The 19,757-nt window shown below is 73.3% G+C and carries 15 protein-coding genes; 11 read left to right on the forward strand and 4 right to left on the reverse strand.

The window, feature by feature from the left end:
- Positions 1 to 245 precede the first annotated feature (245 nt).
- From DEJ51_RS24440 to DEJ51_RS24490, 11 genes are all read left to right on the forward strand, one after another.
- Positions 246 to 2,348 (forward strand): ATP-binding protein, encoded by a 2,103-nt coding sequence (locus DEJ51_RS24440; RefSeq protein ID WP_150259772.1) that lies wholly within the window; start codon positions 246 to 248, stop codon positions 2,346 to 2,348.
- A gap of 127 nt (positions 2,349 to 2,475) precedes the next feature.
- Positions 2,476 to 4,056 carry a PucR family transcriptional regulator gene (locus DEJ51_RS24445; RefSeq protein ID WP_150259773.1) on the forward strand — a complete coding sequence of 527 codons (1,581 nt, stop codon included), beginning with the start codon at positions 2,476 to 2,478 and terminating at the stop codon, positions 4,054 to 4,056.
- Positions 4,057 to 4,243: 187 nt separating this feature from the next.
- Positions 4,244 to 5,689, forward strand: a complete 1,446-nt coding sequence (locus tag DEJ51_RS24450; protein ID WP_150259774.1) for an aldehyde dehydrogenase family protein — start codon at positions 4,244 to 4,246, stop codon at positions 5,687 to 5,689.
- Between the two features lie 243 nt (positions 5,690 to 5,932).
- A complete protein-coding gene (locus DEJ51_RS24455; protein WP_150259775.1) occupies positions 5,933 to 7,897 on the forward strand; it encodes an acyl-CoA dehydrogenase family protein in 1,965 nt (654 codons plus the stop codon).
- Between the two features lie 91 nt (positions 7,898 to 7,988).
- Positions 7,989 to 9,323, forward strand: a complete 1,335-nt coding sequence (locus tag DEJ51_RS24460; RefSeq protein WP_150259776.1) for a hypothetical protein — start codon at positions 7,989 to 7,991, stop codon at positions 9,321 to 9,323.
- A 20-nt stretch (positions 9,324 to 9,343) separates the two neighbouring features.
- Positions 9,344 to 10,597, forward strand: coding sequence for a 1-deoxy-D-xylulose-5-phosphate reductoisomerase (gene dxr, locus DEJ51_RS24465; protein WP_150259777.1), 1,254 nt, complete (start codon positions 9,344 to 9,346; stop codon positions 10,595 to 10,597).
- Complete coding sequence (locus DEJ51_RS24470) at positions 10,594 to 11,895, forward strand: M50 family metallopeptidase (protein ID WP_150259778.1); 1,302 nt, start codon at positions 10,594 to 10,596, stop codon at positions 11,893 to 11,895. The genes dxr and DEJ51_RS24470 overlap by 4 nt, the downstream gene beginning before the upstream one ends.
- A 175-nt stretch (positions 11,896 to 12,070) precedes the next feature.
- On the forward strand, positions 12,071 to 13,228 hold the full coding sequence (gene ispG / locus DEJ51_RS24475; RefSeq protein ID WP_030386345.1) for a flavodoxin-dependent (E)-4-hydroxy-3-methylbut-2-enyl-diphosphate synthase: 1,158 nt from the start codon (positions 12,071 to 12,073) through the stop codon (positions 13,226 to 13,228).
- A 154-nt stretch (positions 13,229 to 13,382) separates the two neighbouring features.
- Positions 13,383 to 14,225, forward strand: coding sequence for a GNAT family N-acetyltransferase (locus DEJ51_RS24480; RefSeq protein ID WP_150262119.1), 843 nt, complete (start codon positions 13,383 to 13,385; stop codon positions 14,223 to 14,225).
- Between the two features lie 101 nt (positions 14,226 to 14,326).
- Positions 14,327 to 14,872 carry a GNAT family N-acetyltransferase gene (locus tag DEJ51_RS24485; protein WP_150259779.1) on the forward strand — a complete coding sequence of 182 codons (546 nt, stop codon included), beginning with the start codon at positions 14,327 to 14,329 and terminating at the stop codon, positions 14,870 to 14,872.
- A gap of 42 nt (positions 14,873 to 14,914) precedes the next feature.
- Entirely contained in the window at positions 14,915 to 16,612 is a 1,698-nt protein-coding gene (locus DEJ51_RS24490) for a proline--tRNA ligase (protein ID WP_150259780.1), read from the forward strand.
- A 156-nt stretch (positions 16,613 to 16,768) separates the two neighbouring features.
- Here DEJ51_RS24490 and DEJ51_RS24495 read toward each other — a convergent pair whose 3' ends face one another.
- The 4 genes from DEJ51_RS24495 to DEJ51_RS24510 are packed head-to-tail and all read right to left on the reverse strand — an operon-like array spanning position 16,769 to position 19,693.
- Positions 16,769 to 17,734, reverse strand: coding sequence for a slipin family protein (locus DEJ51_RS24495; RefSeq protein ID WP_223835946.1), 966 nt, complete (start codon positions 17,732 to 17,734; stop codon positions 16,769 to 16,771).
- Between the two features lie 42 nt (positions 17,735 to 17,776).
- On the reverse strand, positions 17,777 to 18,679 hold the full coding sequence (locus tag DEJ51_RS24500) for an aminoglycoside phosphotransferase family protein (protein WP_150259781.1): 903 nt from the start codon (positions 18,677 to 18,679) through the stop codon (positions 17,777 to 17,779).
- Between the two features lie 16 nt (positions 18,680 to 18,695).
- Positions 18,696 to 19,163, reverse strand: a complete 468-nt coding sequence (locus DEJ51_RS24505; protein ID WP_223835947.1) for a DUF4439 domain-containing protein — start codon at positions 19,161 to 19,163, stop codon at positions 18,696 to 18,698.
- Positions 19,160 to 19,693: a hypothetical protein gene (locus tag DEJ51_RS24510; RefSeq protein ID WP_150259783.1), complete on the reverse strand. Its 534-nt coding sequence runs from the start codon at positions 19,691 to 19,693 to the stop codon at positions 19,160 to 19,162. Before DEJ51_RS24510 ends, DEJ51_RS24505 begins: the two co-directional genes overlap by 4 nt.
- Between the last annotated feature and the right edge of the window lie 64 nt (positions 19,694 to 19,757).

Consider the following 19,757-nt stretch of genomic DNA (forward strand, 5'->3'; position numbering starts at 1 on the left):
CCTGGGGGGTGTTTTCGGACGCACTTGTCTCTTTGTCCGCAGGCTAGGCCCGGGAGCGGGGGTCCTGCATGCTCCGTTCGGTAGTGATCTCCGCGTGTCCTTGTCCTTGGCGGCCATAGGAAGGACGTGGGCGGACGTCTTCCCGGAAGGCGCGGCGCATCGGAGCGCGGGTACGGGCCCACGGCCGACGCCGGGCAACTACATTGAGCGACGCAGCGCAGGCACGGGCAGGGGGCAGGGTTTTCATGGACACCGACGGCACGCACGAGACGCGCCCACCCCGGGCCGGGCACGTCCCGAGACCGGCCTCCCCGACCCCGAGCCTCCCGCCGAAGCCCTCGCACGCGCCGACGGCCGGGCCGACGCTGGGCGACTGGCTGCGACACCCGCGCACCTCGGACGGGCCGGGGGTATGGACGTACGGACACGTGCCGCGGGCCGCCGCGGAACCGGAAGAGACCCCCACCCGCCAACTCGTCAGTGGGGCCCTGATCTCCCTGCTCGCGGGGCTGCTGCTCTGGTCTCTGCTGTGGAACGGCTATCTCGGCGGTTTCTGGCTGTGGCCGCTCTACATGTTCACGCCCGATTCCTGGGCACACAATCGGGAATCCGTCTGGGCGAGCTACATCTGGTACGGCGTGGTCGTGTTCATTCTGGTCATCGGCTTCGGGCGTCTCGGCCGCTGGCCCGAACTCGGCCGCAGGGTACTCAGCAGCCGCGCGCTGCGCGCGGTGCAGCCCACGCGCACCGCCGACTCGGCCCGCCCTGAACCCGGTGGCCCGGACGACCCCGTGCGGTGGCCTCAGTTGCGGGGTGCCGGGCTCGGGGAGGTGGCCGAGCGGCTGGAGGTGGAGGCCGGGGGCGGGCGGATGAACGACGTGGACTACGCCCGGATCCGGCGGGCGTGGGACTCCGTGCGCGTCGACCCCTCCCGCATGCGCGCCTTCGCCGACGCCGTCCGCGACAAGGGCGCCGGAGCCTGTGTGCACCCCTCCGGGGCGCGGGACCTGCCCGTGCGGGCCGCCCGGCACGACCTGCTCGCCCGGCAGGTGCTGCTGGGTACCGTGGAGGACGGGGCCCGCAACCCGTACTCCCGCCGCGGCACCGCCCTCGCCCTCGACCCCGACGTGCTCGGGACCTCGCTGCTCGCCGTCGGGCCCTCCGGCAGCGGCAAGACGCGGCACCTGGTGCGGCCCGTCGTCGAGTCGCTCTCGCTCCAGGCACTCGCCGGACAGGCCGCCGTAGTCGCCGTCGGAGCGGCCGGCGCCCAGCTCGGGCCGGACGCCGCCTTCGACGTCGTGGTCCGGGTCGGCGACCCCGCCTCCGTCTACGACCTCGACCTCTACGGCGGCGCCACCGACCCCGACGAGGCCGCCACCCTGCTCGCCGAGGCCTTCGTCGGGGACGTCCCCGGGATCGACGTGCGCCGGGCCGCCACCGCCCTCGCCCAGCTCCTCGGGCCGTTCCGGGCGGCGTACGACCGCTTCCCGGCCGTGCCCGAACTGCGCGAGCTGCTCGACCAGGTCCCGGACGCCCTCGACGCGCTGCGCCGCGAGCTCGCCGGGCAGCACGCCATGCTGCGCGAGCTCGACGCCCGGGTCCGGCAGCAGGGGGCCCACGGCGACCCCGGCCCCGCCCTCGCCGACCGGGTGGCCCTGCTGGACCGGCCCGCCTTCGCCGGCTTCTTCGACACCACCGGCCAGGGCCGGCCGTTCTCGCTGCGCGCGCTGGAGCACCCGATCCGGGTCCGCGTGGACCTGCCCGAGCGCGGGCACGCCGACGCCTCCCGGATGCTGGCGCGGCTGCTGCTCGCCCAGTTCAACGTCGCCGCTGCCGCCCGCACCGACCGCTCCCTCTTCGCCTTCCTCGCCTTCGACGACGCCTCTCACACCCTGACCGCCGAGACCGTGCGCGGCGTCCAGCGGCTGCGGTCGGCGCACGCCGGCGTCCTGCTCACCCTGCGCTCGCTGGACGACGTACCGGAGGCGCTGCGCACCCCGCTGCTCGGGGCGGTCGGCTGCCGGATGGCCTTCTCCGGGGTCACCACCTGGGACGGCAAGCGGTTCGCCGAGGCCTGGGGCACGGAGTGGGTGGAGACGCGGGACGTCACCCACCGCACCGTCTTCGCGGACCAGCCGCTCACCCGCCTGATGCACTCCTTCCGCAAGCTCGTCACCGGGAAGGCGGTCACCACGGACGCGGTGACCGTCCGCCAGGTGGAGCGGGAGCGGTGGTCCGCCTCGGACCTGGCGCACGCGGTGCCGCCGGGGCACGCGGTGCTGTCGCTGACCTCGGTGCGCGGGGAACGGGCGGCTCCGCTGCTCGTCCGCCTGGCCGGAACGTCCTGACCCGCCCCCCGACCCGTACGAGGTGGCAGAATCGAGAGGAGTCGTTCGTACGACACGGCGAAAACTGTCGGCGGTCTCCCTCCTGCTCCTCCCTCTCACCCCCTCCCGCTAAGGCCACTGGTTACCGATGCCGCTCACCCTCGCCTCACTCGTCCAGCACTCGGCGCTCAAGCTCAGCGTCCGGGCCGGGGAGGGTCGCCTGGACACCCCGGTGCGCTGGGCGCACGTCAGCGAGCTCGCCGACCCCGTCCCCTATATGGAGGGCGGCGAGCTGTTGCTGATCACCGCGATGAAGCTGGACGCGGGGGACCCGGAGGAGATGCGCGCCTACGTACGCCGCCTCGCCGCGGCCGGGGTCGTCGGCATCGGCTTCGCGATCGGCGTCAACTACGAGGAGATCCCCGAGGCGCTGGTCGAAGCCGCGCGGACCGAGGACATGCCGCTGCTGGAGGTACCGCGGCGGACCCCGTTCCTGGCGATCAGCAAGGCGGTCTCCGCGGCCCTCGCCGCGGACCAGTACCGGGCCGTCACCGCCGGTTTCGAAGCCCAGCGGGAGCTGACGCGCGCCGCGCTCTCCGCCGACGGACCCACCGAGCTGCTGGCGAAGCTGGCCGCGCACGTGCACGGCTGGGCCGCCCTGTACGACACCTCGGGTGCGGTCGTCGCCGCCGCACCCGACTGGGCCGCGCGCCGCGCCGCGCGGCTGACGCCCGACGTGGAACGGCTGCGGGAGCGACCGGCGCCCGCGAGCGCCGTGGTCGGCGGCTCCGAGGACCGGGTGGAACTGCAGTCCCTGGGCACCGGCAGGCGCGCCCGCGGAGCGCTCGCCGTCGGCACGGCGGCCCCGCTGGGCACGGCCGAGCGGTACGCCGTCCACTCGGCGGTCGCGCTGCTCACCCTCACCACCGAGCGCTCGCGCTCGCTGCACGACGCCGAGTCCCGGCTCGGGGCGGCCGTGCTGCGGATGCTGCTCGCGGGCGAGGCGGACCACGCGCGGTCCGTGGCCGGGGACCTCTACGGGGCCCTGCTGGAGGCACCGTTCCGGCTCATCGTGGCCGAGCCGGCCCTGGCGGGGACCGCGCAGCCGGAAGGACTCGCGCTGCTGTCCGACACGGTGGAGTCGGCGGCGGCCCGCACCGGGGAGGCGCTGCTCGTCGTCCCGGAGCCGGGCCGGCTCGTGGTCCTGGCCTCCGACGGGGGCTCGGCCGTGCAGGCGTGCGTGGACCACGCGGACGTACTGGAGGCCAGGCGCGGCCGGGACGCGGCCGGGCCGGAGCCCGACGAGCTGGTGGTCGGCCTGTCCGCGCCGGCCGGACCGGGCACGGTGGCGGCGGCCCTCAAGCAGGCCGACCAGGCCCTGGCGGTGGCCCGGCGGCGCGGCCGGCCGATGGTGGAGCACGAGGACATGGCGGCGGGCTCGGTCCTGCCGCTGCTGGCCGACGACGCCGTACGGGCCTTCGCGGACGGCACCCTGCGCGCGCTGCGGGAGCACGACGCGACCGGGCGCGGCGACCTGGTGGCCTCCCTCCAGGCCTGGCTCTCCCGCCACGGGCAGTGGGACGCCGCCGCGGCCGACCTCGGCGTGCACCGGCACACCCTGCGCTACCGGATGAAGCGGGTCGAGGAGATCCTCGGCCGCTCCCTGGAGGACCCGGACGTCCGCATGGAGCTGTGGCTCGCCCTCAAGGCGACCGCGGCCCCGTCCTGAGCCCGCCGGGCGGGCGCCGGGCGGGCTCAGGGCGGGCTCAGGGCGCGGACCCGGCCGGCCGGACAGTGACAAAGCGGCGAAGCGCGACGACCCGCCGCTCCATCAGGGACAAACGCCGAAACCCCGGCGGAGTCCTACGGTGGAGGGGTCAGGACCCACCGCACACTTCCGAAGGGCCGGGATTCGCATGACTTCCACCCACGCCTTCTGGCTCGCCGGCCGCCAGGCCACCGGCGAGGACAGCTTCGACGTCCACTCCCCGTGGGACGGCCGCCTGGTAGGCACCGTCAGCGTGCCCACCGACGAGCAGGTCGAAGAGGCCGTGGCCGCGGCGTACGCCGTGACGGCGGAGTTCTCCGCGACCCCCGCCCACGTACGGGCCGCGGCCCTGGACCACGTGTCCAAGCGGCTCGCCGAGCGCACCGAGGAGATCGCCCAGCTGATCTCCGCCGAGAACGGCAAGCCCGTCAAGTGGGCCCGCGGCGAGGTCGGCCGAGCGGTGTCCGTGTTCCGCTTCGCCGCCGAAGAGGCCCGCCGCTTCAACGGCGGAGAGGCCCAGCGCCTGGACACCGACGCCGGCGGCGTCGGCCGTCTCGCCCTGACCCGCCGCTTCGTCAAGGGTCCGGTCCTCGGCATCGCGCCGTTCAACTTCCCGCTGAACCTCTGCGCCCACAAGGTGGCCCCGGCCATCGCCGTCGGTGCGCCGATCATCCTCAAGCCCGCCCCGGCCACCCCGCTCTCCGGGCTGATCCTGGGCGAGCTGCTCGCCGAGACCGACCTCCCGGCCGGCTCCTGGTCGGTCCTTCCGGTCGCCAACGAGAAGATGCCGGCCCTGGTCAAGGACGAGCGCCTGCCCGTCATCTCCTTCACCGGCTCCGACACCGTCGGCTACGCCATCCAGCAGTCGGTGCCCCACAAGCACTGCACCCTGGAGCTCGGCGGCAACGCCGCGGCCGTGGTCCTCGACGACTGGTCCTCCGAGGCCGACCTCGACTGGGCCGCGACCCGTATCGCGACCTTCTCGAACTACCAGGCCGGCCAGTCCTGCATCTCCGTGCAGCGCGTGATCGCCGACGCCTCCGTCTACGACCGCCTCGTCGAGAAGGTCGTCGCGAAGGTCCAGGCGCAGGTCACCGGCGACCCGAACGACGACGCCACCGACGTCGGCCCGCTGGTCTCCCAGGCCGCCGCCGAGCGCGTCGAGTCCTGGGTCGACGAGGCCGTGTCCGCCGGCGCCAAGCTGCTCACCGGCGGCAAGCGCGAGGGAGCCTCGTACGAGCCCACCGTCCTGGCCCACGTGCCGGACGGCGTCAAGCTCGCCTCCGAGGAGGTCTTCGGGCCGGTCCTGACGCTGCAGAAGGTCGAGAACACCGACGAGGCCTTCGCCGCCGTCAACGACTCGAAGTTCGGTCTGCAGACCGGCGTCTTCACCCGCAACGTCCAGACCGCGTTCCGTGCCCACCGCGAGCTGGAGGTCGGCGGTGTGATCATCGGCGACGCGCCGTCCTACCGCGCCGACCAGATGCCGTACGGCGGCGTCAAGCAGTCCGGCGTGGGCCGCGAGGGCGTCCGCTACGCGATGGACGACTACACGTACGAGCGGGTCCTGGTCCTGACCGGCCTCGACATCTGATCTCGTACGGCCCAGAGCCGACGGCCGGAGCCCACTGTGCGGGGGCTCCGGCCGTCCCCTTTTTCCGGACCGGGCCCCGTGCCCGGGCCGGCGCGTCCGGCGGCCGCGTCCGGCGGCCGCGTCCGCCGGTTCCCCCGATCGGACCGCCCCGGCTTTTCCGGTGGAGCCGGACGGGGTACGACTCACAAGTAGCACCGGCTGGTAATCCGGTGAACCGACTCCGGCGGCGAGGTGAGTCCCCGCATGTCCGCAACACAGCCCGTACAGCCCGCACAGCCCAGCGGCACACAGCCCAAGGTGACCGAGCGCGAGGCACGGCAGGTCGCGGAGGCGGCCCGGGAACAGGACTGGCGCAAACCCAGTTTCGCCAAGGAACTGTTCCTCGGACGCTTCCGGCTCGACCTGATCCACCCCCATCCGCTCCCCGCCGACGAGGACGTCCGGCGGGGCGAGGCCTTCCTGGCCCGGCTGCGGGAGTTCTGCGAGACCCGCATCGACGGGGCCCTCATCGAGCGCGAGGCGAAGATCCCCGACGAGACCGTGCGCGGTCTCAAGGAACTCGGCGCCCTCGGCATGAAGATCGACCCCAAGTACGGCGGCCTCGGTCTCACCCAGGTCTACTACAACAAGGCGCTGGCCCTCGTCGGCTCGGTGAGCCCGGCCATCGGAGCCCTGCTCTCCGCCCACCAGTCGATCGGCGTGCCCCAGCCGCTGAAGATGTTCGGCACGCAGGAGCAGAAGGACGCCTACCTGCCCCGCTGCGCCACCACCGCCATCAGCGCCTTCCTGCTCACCGAGCCCGACGTGGGCTCCGACCCGGCGCGCCTGGCCACCACCGCCGTCCCGGACGGGGACGACTACGTGCTCGACGGCGTGAAGCTCTGGACGACCAACGGGGTCGTCGCGGACCTGCTCGTCGTGATGGCCCGCGTCCCGAAGTCGGAGGACCACCGCGGCGGGATCACCGCCTTCGTCGTCGAAGCGGACTCGCCGGGCATCACCGTTGAGCACCGCAACGCCTTCATGGGCCTGCGCGGCCTGGAGAACGGCGTCACCCGCTTCCACCGGGTACGCGTCCCCGCGGCCCAGCGCATCGGCGCCGAGGGCGCGGGCCTGAAGATCGCCCTGACCACGCTCAACACCGGCCGGCTGTCCCTGCCCGCCATGTGCGTCGGCGCCGGGAAGTGGTGCCTGAAGATCGCCCGCGAGTGGTCCGGCGTACGCGAGCAGTGGGGCCGCCCGGTCGCCAGGCACGAGGCGGTCGGGGCGAAGATCTCCTTCATCGCCGCCACCACCTTCGCCCTCGAAGCCGTGGTCGACCTCGCCTCCCAGATGGCCGACGAGGACCGCAACGACATCCGCATCGAGGCCGCCCTCGCCAAGCTCTACGGCTCCGAGATGGCCTGCCTGATGGCCGACGAGCTGGTCCAGATCCGCGGCGGCCGCGGCTTCGAGACCGCCGAGTCCCTGGCCGCCCGCGGCGAACGCGCGGTCCCCGCCGAGCAGATGCTCCGCGACCTGCGCATCAACCGGATCTTCGAGGGCTCCACCGAGATCATGCACCTGCTGATCGCCCGCGAGGCCGTCGACGCCCACCTCTCTGTGGCGGGCGACCTCATCGACCCCGAGAAGGCGCTCGGCGACAAGGCGAAGGCCGGAGCCCGCGCCGCCGGGTTCTACGCCCGCTGGCTGCCCAAGCTCGCCACCGGCCCGGGCCAGGTCCCCGGCACCTACCGCGCCTTCCACCCCGGCGGCCACCCCGACCTCTCCACCCACCTGCGCTACGTGGAGCGAAGCGCCCGCAAACTCGCCCGCTCGACCTTCTACGCCATGTCCCGCTGGCAGGGCCGGATGGAGACCAAACAGGGATTCCTCGGCCGGATCGTCGACATCGGCGCCGAGCTCTTCGCCATGAGCGCGGCCTGCGTCCGTGCCGAGCATCTGCGTGCCACCGGCGCCCACGGCCGCGAGGCCTACCAGCTGGCCGACGCCTTCTGCGAGCAGTCCCGGCTGCGCGTGGAGGAGCTCTTCGGCCGGCTCTGGTCCAACACCGACGACCTCGACCGCAAGGTGGTCGCGGGGGTCCTGTCCGGTACCTACGCCTGGCTGGAGGAGGGCGTCCTCGACCCCTCCGGCGAGGGCCCCTGGATCGCGGACGCGGCGCCGGGACCCTCGACTCAGAAAAACGTGCACCGCCCCATCCGCTGACCTGCGATCATCGCCGGACGTCGGACAGACGTACGAGGATGAGTACGAGTACTGGTACGCGTACGAGCACAGCGCGAGGCGGACGAGAACGATGTCGACGGCCGAGGAAGACCGCACCAGCCGACGGCTGGCCTGGTGCGTGGCGCACCTGCTGCGCCACGCACCGGACCGCGTCGTCACCGACATGACCGGCAGGCTGGACGAGCCCACCCGCAAATACCTGTGCCGGGACGAATGGCTCTCCGCCTCGACCGTCACACTGCTGCTGCGCCACGGCGGCGCGGCCGACCGGACCTTCATCGCGCGCAACCCCCGGGTCGTGGGCCGGCCGCTGCCCGGGCTGCCCGGACCCGCCCGCTACGCCCGCCGCCGCACCCCTCCCGCACTCCTGCCGGTGCTCCGCACGGAGCTCTGCAGGGATCCCGGCGACGGCCCGCTCACCGCCGCCGAGCTGGCCGCCCTGTTGCGCCGGCACGGGCAGAGCGGGCCGCGGGTCCCGCTGGACATCCTGGCCATGCCGCACCTGCCGCACCGGCCGGACCCGGAGCTGCTGCTCGCCGAGCACCTGCGCGAGCCCCTGTCGGCCGGCGGGGTCGAGGCCCTGCTGCTCGTCGGGGACCTGCCCCTGGAGACCGTCTTCGCGTTCCTGGCCGCCGGGGCGGCGCCGGACGAGCGCTCCTGGCACCGGCCCGCGGTGCGGGCCGTGCGGATGGGACGGGTCACGCACGAGGAACTCGTCGCCCACGTCGCGCCCGCGCGCCGGACCCTGCTGCTCGCCCGGCTCCCCGACACCGACGGCCTGCGCTGGACCCTGCCCGAACAGGCCGGCATGCAGAGCGCCGTCCTGCGGGCCCTGCGCCCGCTGGGCGACGATCCCCGCCTGTGGGCGGAGCTGCTGCGGCACGCCCCCGGCTACCCGGGCCCGCTGCCCGCGCTGGTCGCCGCCCTGGCCGACGGGACCGTCCCCGAGGCGTCGGACACGGGTGAGCCCGGCGCCGACCTGGTCCGCGCGGTGCGCCACCTCTCCCCGACGGCCGCCGAGCCCTACGGGGGCGTGGAGCGCGAGCTGGCCCTGACGAGCCTCGCCGTGCCGATGGACAGTGTCGCGGAGGACATCCGCTGGGTGCGCGACTGCGTCGACCGCGGCCTGCTCACGGGCAACGACGTGATCCGGCACAAGCTGCCGGCCTGCTGGGCCCTGGACCAGGACCACTGGCTGGGCGACGTGGACCATCCCGACCGGCACGACCGTCCCGCGGCCGTCCTCGCCTCCCACGCCGAGGCGGACCAGCTGCTGTCCCTGGCCCTCGACGACGACCCCGAAGCCTGGTGGAGCGTCGCCCGGACGCTCCCGGAGTTCGCCGGAACCCTCCCGCACCTGCTCCTGCGGGTAACGGAAGGGGGCTCCGTGTCCGGCCGCTCGTGACTTCCGGCAACAATGGGGGCATGAGCGACCGCCCAGCCCCCCTCGCCGATCCGCACCTCCTCTTCGACCCCGCGGCCGGCCTCCGGGACATCGTCATCCTCGGGTCCACCGGGTCCATCGGGACCCAGGCCATCGACCTCGCCCTGCGCAACCCGGACCGGTTCAGGGTCACCGCGCTGTCCGCCGCCGGCGGGCGGGTGGAGCTGCTGGCCGAGCAGGCCCGCCGGCTGCGGGTCCAGACCGTGGCCGTCGCCCGCGAGGACGTCGTACCGGCCCTGAAAGAGGCGCTGAGCGCCCAGTACGGTGCCTCGGAGCCGCTGCCCGAGATCCTGGCCGGTCCGGACGCCGCGGCCGAACTCGCCGCCTCCGAGTGCCACACCGTCCTCAACGGCATCACCGGCTCCATCGGCCTCGCGCCGACCCTCGCCGCACTGCGGGCGGGCCGGACCCTGGCCCTGGCCAACAAGGAGTCGCTGATCGTCGGCGGCCCGCTGGTCAAGGCGCTGGCGAAGCCCGGCCAGATCATCCCGGTGGACTCCGAGCACGCGGCGCTCTTCCAGGCGCTCGCCGCCGGTACCCGGGCCGACGTCCGCAGGCTCGTGGTGACCGCCTCCGGCGGCCCCTTCCGCGGCCGCACCCGCGCCGAGCTGGCGAAGGTCACCGTCGAGGACGCCCTCGCGCACCCCACCTGGGCCATGGGCCCGGTGATCACCGTGAACTCCGCCACCCTGGTCAACAAGGGTCTGGAGGTCATCGAGGCGCACCTGCTCTACGACATCCCCTTCGACCGCATCGAGGTCGTGGTCCATCCGCAGTCCTACGTGCACTCGATGGTGGAGTTCAGCGACGGCTCCACGCTCGCCCAGGCCACCCCGCCGGACATGGGCGGCCCCATCGCGATCGGCCTCGGCTGGCCCCAGCGGGTCCCGGACGCGGCCCCCGCCTTCGACTGGACCAAGGCATCCACCTGGGAGTTCTTCCCGCTGGACACCGAGGCCTTCCCGTCGGTGGGCCTCGCCCGGCACGTGGGCACACTCGGCGGCACCGCACCGGCCGTGTTCAATGCCGCCAACGAGGAGTGCGTAGAGGCGTTCCTGGCAGGTCGGCTGCCGTTCACAGCAATCATGGATACGGTCTCTGCCGTGGTCGATGAGCACGGGACACCTGAGTCGGGAACCTCCCTGACGGTCCAGGACGTCCTTGAAGCGGAGGCCTGGGCCAGGGCCCGGGCGCGGGAGATGGCGGCGCGGGCCGCCGTGGAGGCGCGCGCATGACACTACTGATGACGGTGCTCGGGGTCGTGGTCTTCGCGGTCGGCCTGCTGGTCTCCATCGCCTGGCACGAGCTGGGGCACCTCTCCACGGCCAAGATCTTCGGCATCCGCGTGCCGCAGTACATGGTGGGCTTCGGGCCGACCGTCTGGTCGCGGAGGAAGGGCGAGACCGAGTACGGGATCAAGGCCATCCCGATGGGCGGCTACATCCGCATGATCGGGATGTTCCCGCCCGGCGAGGACGGCAAGGTCACCGCCCGCTCCACCTCGCCGTTCCGGTCGATGATCGAGGACGCGCGCTCGGCCGCGTACGAGGAGCTCCAGCCCGGGGACGAGAGCCGGCTCTTCTACACGCGCAAGCCGTGGAAGCGCGTGATCGTGATGTTCGCCGGGCCGTTCATGAACCTGGTCCTGGCCGTGGCGATCTTCCTCACGACCCTGATGACCTTCGGGCTCAACACCCAGACCACCTCGGTCGCCACCGTCTCGGACTGCGTCATCCAGCAGAGCGAGAAGCGCGACAAGTGCGCCCCCGGCGACCCGGCCGCCCCCGCCAAGGCCGCGGGCCTGAAGGCCGGCGACAAGATCGTCGCCTTCGACGGCCGTGCGGTCGGCGACTGGTCGGCCCTGCAGAAGGACATCCGGGCCACCGTCGGCCCCGCCACGATCACCGTGGAGCGGGCCGGGCAGCGCGTGGACCTCAAGGCGGACCTGATCGAGAACAAGGTCGCCAAGACGGACGGCAGCGGCCGGTACGTCAAGGACGAGTACGTCACCGCGGGCTTCCTCGGTTTCGCCCCCGCCTCCGGCTACGTACCGCAGTCCTTCGGCCAGTCCGTCGACCGCATGGGCGAGATGATGCAGGCCGGCGTCGAGTCACTCGTCGCACTCCCGTCCAAGGTCCCGGACCTGTGGAACGCGGCCTTCAACGGGGCCGAGCGCAAGCAGGACAGCCCCATGGGCGTCGTCGGCGCGGCGCGCGTCAGCGGTGAGATCTTCACCCTCGACATCCCCGCCCAGCACCAGCTGGTCTTCTTCCTCAACCTGCTGGCCGGCTTCAACCTCTCGCTGTTCCTGTTCAACATGCTGCCGCTGCTCCCGCTCGACGGCGGGCACATCGCCGGCGCCCTGTGGGAATCGCTGCGCCGCACCGTCGCCCGGATCTTCCGGCGCCCCGACCCGGGCCCGTTCGACGTCGCGAAGCTGATGCCCGTCGCGTACGTGGTCGCGGGCCTGTTCATCTGCTTCACCCTGCTGGTGATGGTCGCGGACGTGGTGAACCCGATCAAGATCACCTAGTTCGCGGGGGGTCGTACCCCAGCACCGCCGGAGCCGGGCACGGATCGTGCCCGGCTCCCTACGTTCGGGTGGCGGACCCCTCGGATGCACGGGCCGCGCCGTGGTTGGCGTAATCTCGAAGCCTGGAGCCCGCCGATCTCGGGACCTTGATCCACACCTTGGGGTTGCACAGCAGATGACTGCCATCTCTCTCGGAATGCCGGCCGTGCCGACGAAGCTTGCCGACCGCAGGGTCAGCCGCAAGATCCAGGTCGGCAAGGTGGCCGTCGGCGGCGACGCACAGATCTCCGTGCAGTCGATGACCACGACCAGGACCTCCGACATCGGGGCGACGCTCCAGCAGATCGCCGAGCTCACCGCCTCCGGCTGCGACATCGTCCGCGTCGCCTGCCCGACCCAGGACGACGCCGACGCGCTCGCCGTGATCGCCAAGAAGTCGCAGATCCCGGTCATCGCCGACATCCACTTCCAGCCCAAGTACGTGTTCGCCGCGATCGACGCCGGCTGCGCCGCGGTCCGGGTGAACCCGGGCAACATCAAGCAGTTCGACGACAAGGTCAAGGAGATCGCGAAGGCCGCGAACGAGACGCGCACCCCGATCCGCATCGGTGTGAACGCCGGCTCCCTCGACGCCCGCCTCCTGAAGAAGTACGGCAAGGCCACCCCCGAGGCCCTGGTCGAGTCCGCGCTGTGGGAGGCCTCCCTCTTCGAGGAGCACGGCTTCGGCGACATCAAGATCTCGGTCAAGCACAACGACCCGGTCGTCATGGTCAACGCCTACCGCCAGCTCGCCGCCGCCTGCGACTACCCGCTGCACCTGGGCGTCACCGAGGCCGGCCCCGCCTTCCAGGGCACCATCAAGTCCGCCGTCGCCTTCGGCGCGCTGCTCTCCGAGGGCATCGGCGACACCATCCGCGTCTCCCTCTCCGCCCCGCCGGCGGAGGAGGTCAAGGTCGGCATCCAGATCCTGGAGTCGCTCAACCTCAAGCCGCGCCGCCTGGAGATCGTCTCCTGCCCGTCCTGCGGCCGCGCCCAGGTCGACGTCTACAAGCTGGCCGAGGAGGTCACGGCGGGCCTGGAGGGCATGGAGGTCCCGCTGCGCGTCGCGGTCATGGGCTGCGTCGTCAACGGCCCGGGCGAGGCCCGTGAGGCCGACCTCGGCGTCGCCTCCGGCAACGGCAAGGGCCAGATCTTCGTGAAGGGCGAGGTCATCAAGACCGTCCCCGAGTCGAAGATCGTGGAGACCCTCATCGAAGAGGCCATGAAGATCGCCGAGCAGATGGAGAAGGACGGCGTGATGAGCGGCGAGCCCACCGTCGCCATCGGCGTCTGATCCCTCCGGGAGATCCCGCACCGTCAGTGGCCCCGGTGCCGTTCCCGCAGTTCGGGGGCGGTCCGGGGCTCTTTCGTGACCTCGGACGCGGCATCCCCGGGCCCCGCCGGGTACAGTGCGGAGATCAGCAGACTTGCATGGTGAGGCCCCAGTGTTGACGCAGACCACCACCCGGGTCCTTGAGCCCAGTGATCTCGACGCCGCGATGGAAATCCTCGGACGCGAGCCGGTCGAGAACGCCTTCGTCACCTCCCGGGTCCAGGTCGCCGGACTCGACCCCTGGCGCCTGGGCGGCGAGATGTGGGGCTGGTACGCCGACGGCGAGCTCCGCTCGCTCTGCTACGCGGGCGCCAATCTGGTCCCCGTCTGCGCCGGACCCGACGCCGTACGCGCCTTCGCGGACCGGGCCCGCCGCACCGGCCGCCGCTGCTCCTCCATCGTCGGCCCCGCCGAGGCCACCCGGCTGCTGTGGCAGCTCCTGGAGCCCGGCTGGGGGCCGGCCCGCGAGGTCCGCTCCCACCAGCCGCTCATGGTCATCGAGCGCCCGTCCACCACGGTCGAGGCCGACCCGCAGGTCCGCCGGATCCGCAAGGACGAGATGGACCTGATCATGCCCGCCTGCGTGGCCATGTTCACCGAGGAGGTCGGCATCTCGCCGATGGCCGGTGACGGCGGGCTGCTCTACCAGGCCCGCGTCGCCGAGCTCGTCGCCGGTGGCCGCTCCTTCGCCCGTGTCGACGACGGCAAGGTCGTCTTCAAGGCCGAGATCGGCGCCGCCACCGCCCGCGCCTGCCAGATCCAGGGCGTGTGGGTGGACCCCGAGTTCCGCGGCCTCGGCCACTCGGAGACCGGCATGGCCGCCGTCGTCGAGTACGCGCTGCGGGACGTGGCCCCCGTGGTCAGCCTCTACGTGAACGACTTCAACACCGCCGCGCGGGCGGCCTACCGCCGCGTGGGCTTCCGCGAGGTCGGTGCGTTCATGAGCGTGCTCTTCTGACGCCCGGCTCCGGCGCCTGGCCGCACCAGTTGCGGATCACTGGCCCACGGACCCCGGCTGTGGCATTCCGGCAGCCCCGTACCGCGAAGTAAGGTCGCCGCATGTCGCTGCCTTCCGGAGTCCGCATCGGTCCCCTCGACCTCGCCGCCCGCGTGGACGAGGCCCTGCGCGTGCAGGCCGTCGCCTTCGGCCTCAGCGAGGAGGAGGTCGGCATCCGGCGCTACATCGTCCAGCGCCACATGACCTGCCGGGGCGCCCGCGCCCTCGGGGCGTTCGCCGAGGACGGAGCGCTCACCGGATTCGTGTACGGGATGCCGAACGACCGCACCCACTGGTGGTCCACCGTCGTCGAACCCTACCTGCGGGCCGGCGGGCACGAGGGCTGGCTCGACGGCTCCTTCGTGATCACCGAGCTGCACGTCCACCCCGGCTTCCAGGGCCACGGCGTCGGCCGCGCCCTGATCACCGGCATCACCGACACCGCCGCCGAGCCCCGCTCGATCCTGTCCGCCATCGACACCGAGAGCCCCGCCCGCGGCCTCTACCGGACCCTCGGCTACGCCGACCTCGCCCGCCAGGTCCACTTCCCGAGCGCGAGCCTGCCGTACGCCGTCATGGGCGCCACCCTGCCCCTGACCAGGCCCTGAAACCGGTACCGCCGACCGGCGGGCCCCCGGTAACCTCCCGGCATGGCTACGCACCACGTACAGCGCATGTCCCGCCTCATGGCCAAGACCCTCCGCGAGGACCCGGCCGACGCCGAAACCCTCAGCCACCGGCTCCTGGTCCGCGCCGGATACGTCCGGCGCAGCTCGGCCGGGGTCTGGACGTGGCTGCCGCTCGGCAAGCGGGTCCTGGACAACGTCTCGCGGGTCGTCCGCGAGGAGATGGACGCCATCGGGGCCCAGGAGGTGCTGCTCCCGGCCCTGCTGCCGAAGGAGCCGTACGAGGTCAGCGGCCGCTGGTCGGAGTACGGCGACCTGCTGTTCCGGCTGAAGGACCGCAAGGGCGCGGACTACCTGCTCGGGCCCACCCACGAGGAGATCTTCACCCTCGTCGTCAAGGACCAGTGCACCTCCTACAAGGACCTGCCGGTCATGCTCTACCAGATCCAGACCAAGTACCGCGACGAGGCGCGGCCCCGGTCCGGGGTGCTGCGCGGGCGCGAGTTCCAGATGAAGGACTCGTACTCCTTCGACGTGTCCGACGAGGGCCTGGAGGAGTCCTACCGGCTCCACCGCGAGGCGTACGTCCGCATCTTCGAGCGGCTCGGCCTGGACCACCGCATCGTGTCGGCGGTGTCGGGCGCGATGGGCGGCTCGGCGTCCGAGGAGTTCCTGGCCCCGGCCGGGGCGGGCGAGGACACCTTCGCGGACTGCCCCTCCTGCGGCTACGCGGCGAACACGGAGGCCGTGACCTTCGCCCTGACCCCGGTGTCCGCACAGCACCCGGCGCTGGAGGAGGTGGACACCCCGGACACACCCACGATCGAGACCCTCGCCGCGCACCTGGGCGTACCGGCCTCGGCCACGCTGAAGAACCTCCTGGTCAAGGTCGACGGTGAGATCACGGCCGTGGGAGTACCGGGGGACCGGGAGGTGGACCTCGGCAAGCTGGGCGAGCACCTGGCCCCGGCGGTGGTGGAACTGGTGACGGCCGAGGACTTTGAGGGCCGCCCGGACCTGGTACGCGGCTACGTGGGCCCGCAGGGCCTGGAGAAGGTCCGCTACCTCGCCGACCCCCGGGTCGCGCCCGGCACCGCGTGGGTGACGGGGGCCAACCGGGCGGACACGCACGCCCGCAACGTGGTCTGCGGGCGGGACTTCGAGGTCGACCGGTACCTGGACGTGGTGGTCGTGGAGCCGGGCGACCCCTGCCCCTCCTGCGGGGCGGGCCTGAAGCTCGACCGGGCCATCGAGATCGGGCACATCTTCCAGCTGGGCCGCAAGTACGCGGACGCCTTCGGGCTGGACGTCCTGGGCCGTGAAGGCAAGCCGGTCCGGGTCACGATGGGCTCCTACGGCATCGGCGTCTCCCGCGCGGTGGCGGCGCTCGCCGAGCAGACGGCGGACGAGCGCGGCCTGTGCTGGCCCGCGGCGGTGGCCCCGGCCGACGTCCACGTGGTGGCCGCGGGCAAGGCGGTGCCGCTCGCGCTGGCGGAGGAGGCGGCGACGGCCCTGGCCGCGGCGGGCCTGCGCGTGCTGCTGGACGACCGCCCGGGCCTGTCGCCCGGCGTGAAGCTCACGGACGCGGAACTGATCGGCGTGCCGTGGATCCTGGTGGCGGGCCGCCGCTCAGCCGACGGCGTGGTCGAACTCCAGCACCGCGCCACGGGCAGCCGCGAGGAACTCCCCCTGACGGAAGCCCTCTCCCGCCTGACGCCGTAGCCCTGCCGCGCCCCGGCCTTCCGGGGCTCAAGCGCCGGCGAGGCTGGATCTTGGCCGGGGCCGGGCCGTTCCAGCCCGTCCGGCGTTCGAGGACCGGGTCCGGGCGGAGCCCGGGGAACGGTGGAAGGGCGGGTCGGGGACGGCCCCGCGCAGCGGCTACTCGCGCCGCCCCTCCCGCTCCTCCTCCTCCTCCTCCGGCGGCGCGTCCAGCATCAGCCCGTCCGCCGCCCCGCCGAGGGCATCCGGAACCGGGGCTCCGTCGAGCGCGCCCGCATCCGCGTCCGCGACCTCGGCCGGCCCGGGGCCTTCGGAAGCCGGGCCGGCCGGGGCCGGTTCCTCCCGCGCGGGCGCCGCCGTCGGCGGAGGGACCGCGCGCTCCAGGAAGCGCAGCAGCTCCACCGGAAACGGCAGCACCAGCGTGGAGTTCTTCTCGGCGGCGACCGCCACGATCGTGTGGAGCAGACGCAGCTGCAACGCCGCCGGCTGGTCCGACATGACCTCCGCCGCCTCGGCGAGCTTGTGCGAGGCCTGCAGTTCCGCGTCCGCGTTGATCACACGCGCCCGGCGCTCGCGGTCCGCCTCCGCCTGCCGGGCCATCGACCGCTTCATCGTCTCCGGCAGCGAGACGTCCTTGATCTCGACCCGGTCGATCTGCACGCCCCAGCCCACCGCCGGGCTGTCGATCATCAGCTCCAGGCCCTGGTTGAGCATCTCCCGGTTCGACAGCAGATCGTCCAGGTCGGACTTTCCGATGATCGACCTGAGCGAGGTCTGCGCCATCTGTGAGACGGCGAAGCGGTAGTCCTCCACCGCCACGATCGCACTCGCCGGGTCGACGACCTTGAAGTACACGACCGCGTCCACGCGCACCGTGACGTTGTCCCGGGTGATGCCCTCCTGCGCGGGCACAGGCAGCGTCACGATCTGCATGTTGACTTTGCGCAGCCGCTCCACGAACGGAACGATCGTCGTGAAGCCGGGACCGCGGACCTCCTCGCGCAGCCTGCCGAAGCGGAAGACCAGACCCCGCTCGTACTGCTTGACCACCCGGGCAGCGGCGCCCACGTAGACCACGGCGGCCACACCCGTGGCCACGACCGCTGTCAGCAGTTCTTCGACCATGACGGCCCCCTGCCGGACATACCTCGATATCTACGGTATGCCCTACAACCAGGCCGCGAACTCCAGCAGCAGTTCCGCGTCCCGGCGCCGCCCCGCGGCCAGCGCGCGGTTGCCCGACTCCACCGCACGGAACAGCGTCCAGCCCCGCAGCCGCTCCCGGTCCACCTCCAGCGCGTCCGCCAGCTTGTTCACCCGGCGCCGGGCGCCGGCCGCACCCGCCGAGGAGGCCACCTGGTCCTCCAGCCGGTCCCGGACCAGCCGCGCCAGGTCGTACGCCCGCTCCCCGACCAGCGGATCCGGTCCCACCGTCAGCCACGGGGCCCGCTCGCCCGCCAGCACCTTGCCCTGCCGGAAGTTCCCGTGCAGCAGCAGCTCCTCCGGCGCGGCCGCCACCAGCTCCGCCCGCACCGCCAGCGCCGAGTCCGCCAGGGCCCGGGTCTCCGCCGGGGCCGCCCGCAAGGCCTGCGACTGCCACTCGGTGCGCTCCGCCACCGTCTCCCAGCCGTGCCCGGCCGGCGGCGCCACCCACAGCCGGCGCAGCGTGCCGCTCGCCTCCAGCAGGGCCTTCGCCTCCGGCAGCGACCGCAGCGACACCTCCGGATGCAGCCGCTCCAGCAGCAGCGCCCCGTCGTCGTCGTGATGCCGGGTGTCGAGGACCCGTACGGCCCCGAAGCCGCCCCAGTGGGCCAGCGCGGCCAGCTCGCGGTCGGGCCGGGCGTGCGGGGGTGCCAGTTTCAGTGCGGCCGGAGTCCCGTCGGCGTACGTGACGAGGACCACCAGGCTGCTGCGGCCACCCGGGGCCTGCACCCGCCGGGCCTCCACCCCGCGCCGGGCCAGCGCGGCCTCGGTGAGTCGGGGCAACTGCCCCAGCCAGTCCGCGTCCTGCGCCGATTCCGGCATCTCGCCGAGCGCCCGTACAAGCCGCTGCGGCGGTTCGAAAGCCATGCGTGCGTGGTCCCTTTCAGCTGTGCTGGGCCCGTTGCGCCTCGTCAGCGCGTTCTGCGAGCCCAGGGAAGGCTACGCCGACACCACGCCAGCGTGCCGCGCGCACTGCCGCCGCGCTCAGCGCGTCGGCCGCCTCGCGGCGCAGCGGACCCTCCGCCGCGCGCACCAGGTCGGAGTACGCGCCGGCCACCCGGTCCTCGATCTCGGCGGCCAGCCGCTCGGCGTCGGCCGCGGTGCGCACCTCGAAGGGCAGGGCGTACGCGGCCTCCGCGGCCCGGGGCGCGCCGCCGAGCTCCCGTACGGTCCGGGCGAGCACGTCGCGCCGCGCGAGGTGACCGCCGTACGCCTCCCGGGCCTGCTTGGCGCGCTCGCCGGCGGAACGGGCACCGATCACCCCGTAGCCGTACGCGGCCGCGTGCTCGGCGGCGAGCGCGGCCTGGGCGGCCTCCAGGACCCGGCCGGCGGGGGAGGGTTCGGGCTTCACGAGGTGGCTCCGGGGGTCGAGGTCAGCAGGTACGCGTGGACGGCGCCGCAGGCGGCCACCGAGGCCAGCAGCCGGGCCAGCTCCCCGGGTGCCCCGGCCAGGTCGATCGTCCGGGACTCGGACAGGCTCCGCTCGGCGTCCGCGAGCGCGGTCAGGGCCTCGGCGGGAGCCTGGGGCACGGGCCCGCCGCTCGCCGCGGGCGCGGCGGCCCCCGTACCGCCGGACCGGGACGGGGAAGGGGACGGCGGGGCCGAAGGGGTGAGGGACAGGGCCGCGGTGTGGGCGGCGACGGCGGCACGCAGCGGAGCGAGCCGCGCGGCCAGGGCCGGATGGGCGGCCGCCGTGGCGTCGTAACGTTCCAGCAGCCGCGCACTGTCACGGACGGCCGTCTCCCGCATCCGCCGTTCGAGTGGAATCGTGAGGGCGGCGTCGGTCGCACGGCCGTCCGAGCACCCGGTCAGCAGTGCGGCACCGGCCGCACCGGCGAGCAGGCTCCTGCGCGAGGGTCTCGAAGGCAGAGTCCAGGGCACGGCGACGTCCTCCGGGTGATGGCGGGCCTGATGGCGGGACCGATGGCGGGGCAGGGTGTGATCA

The organism is Streptomyces venezuelae (assembly GCF_008642275.1).
In the GTDB taxonomy this organism is placed as follows: domain Bacteria; phylum Actinomycetota; class Actinomycetes; order Streptomycetales; family Streptomycetaceae; genus Streptomyces; species Streptomyces venezuelae_E.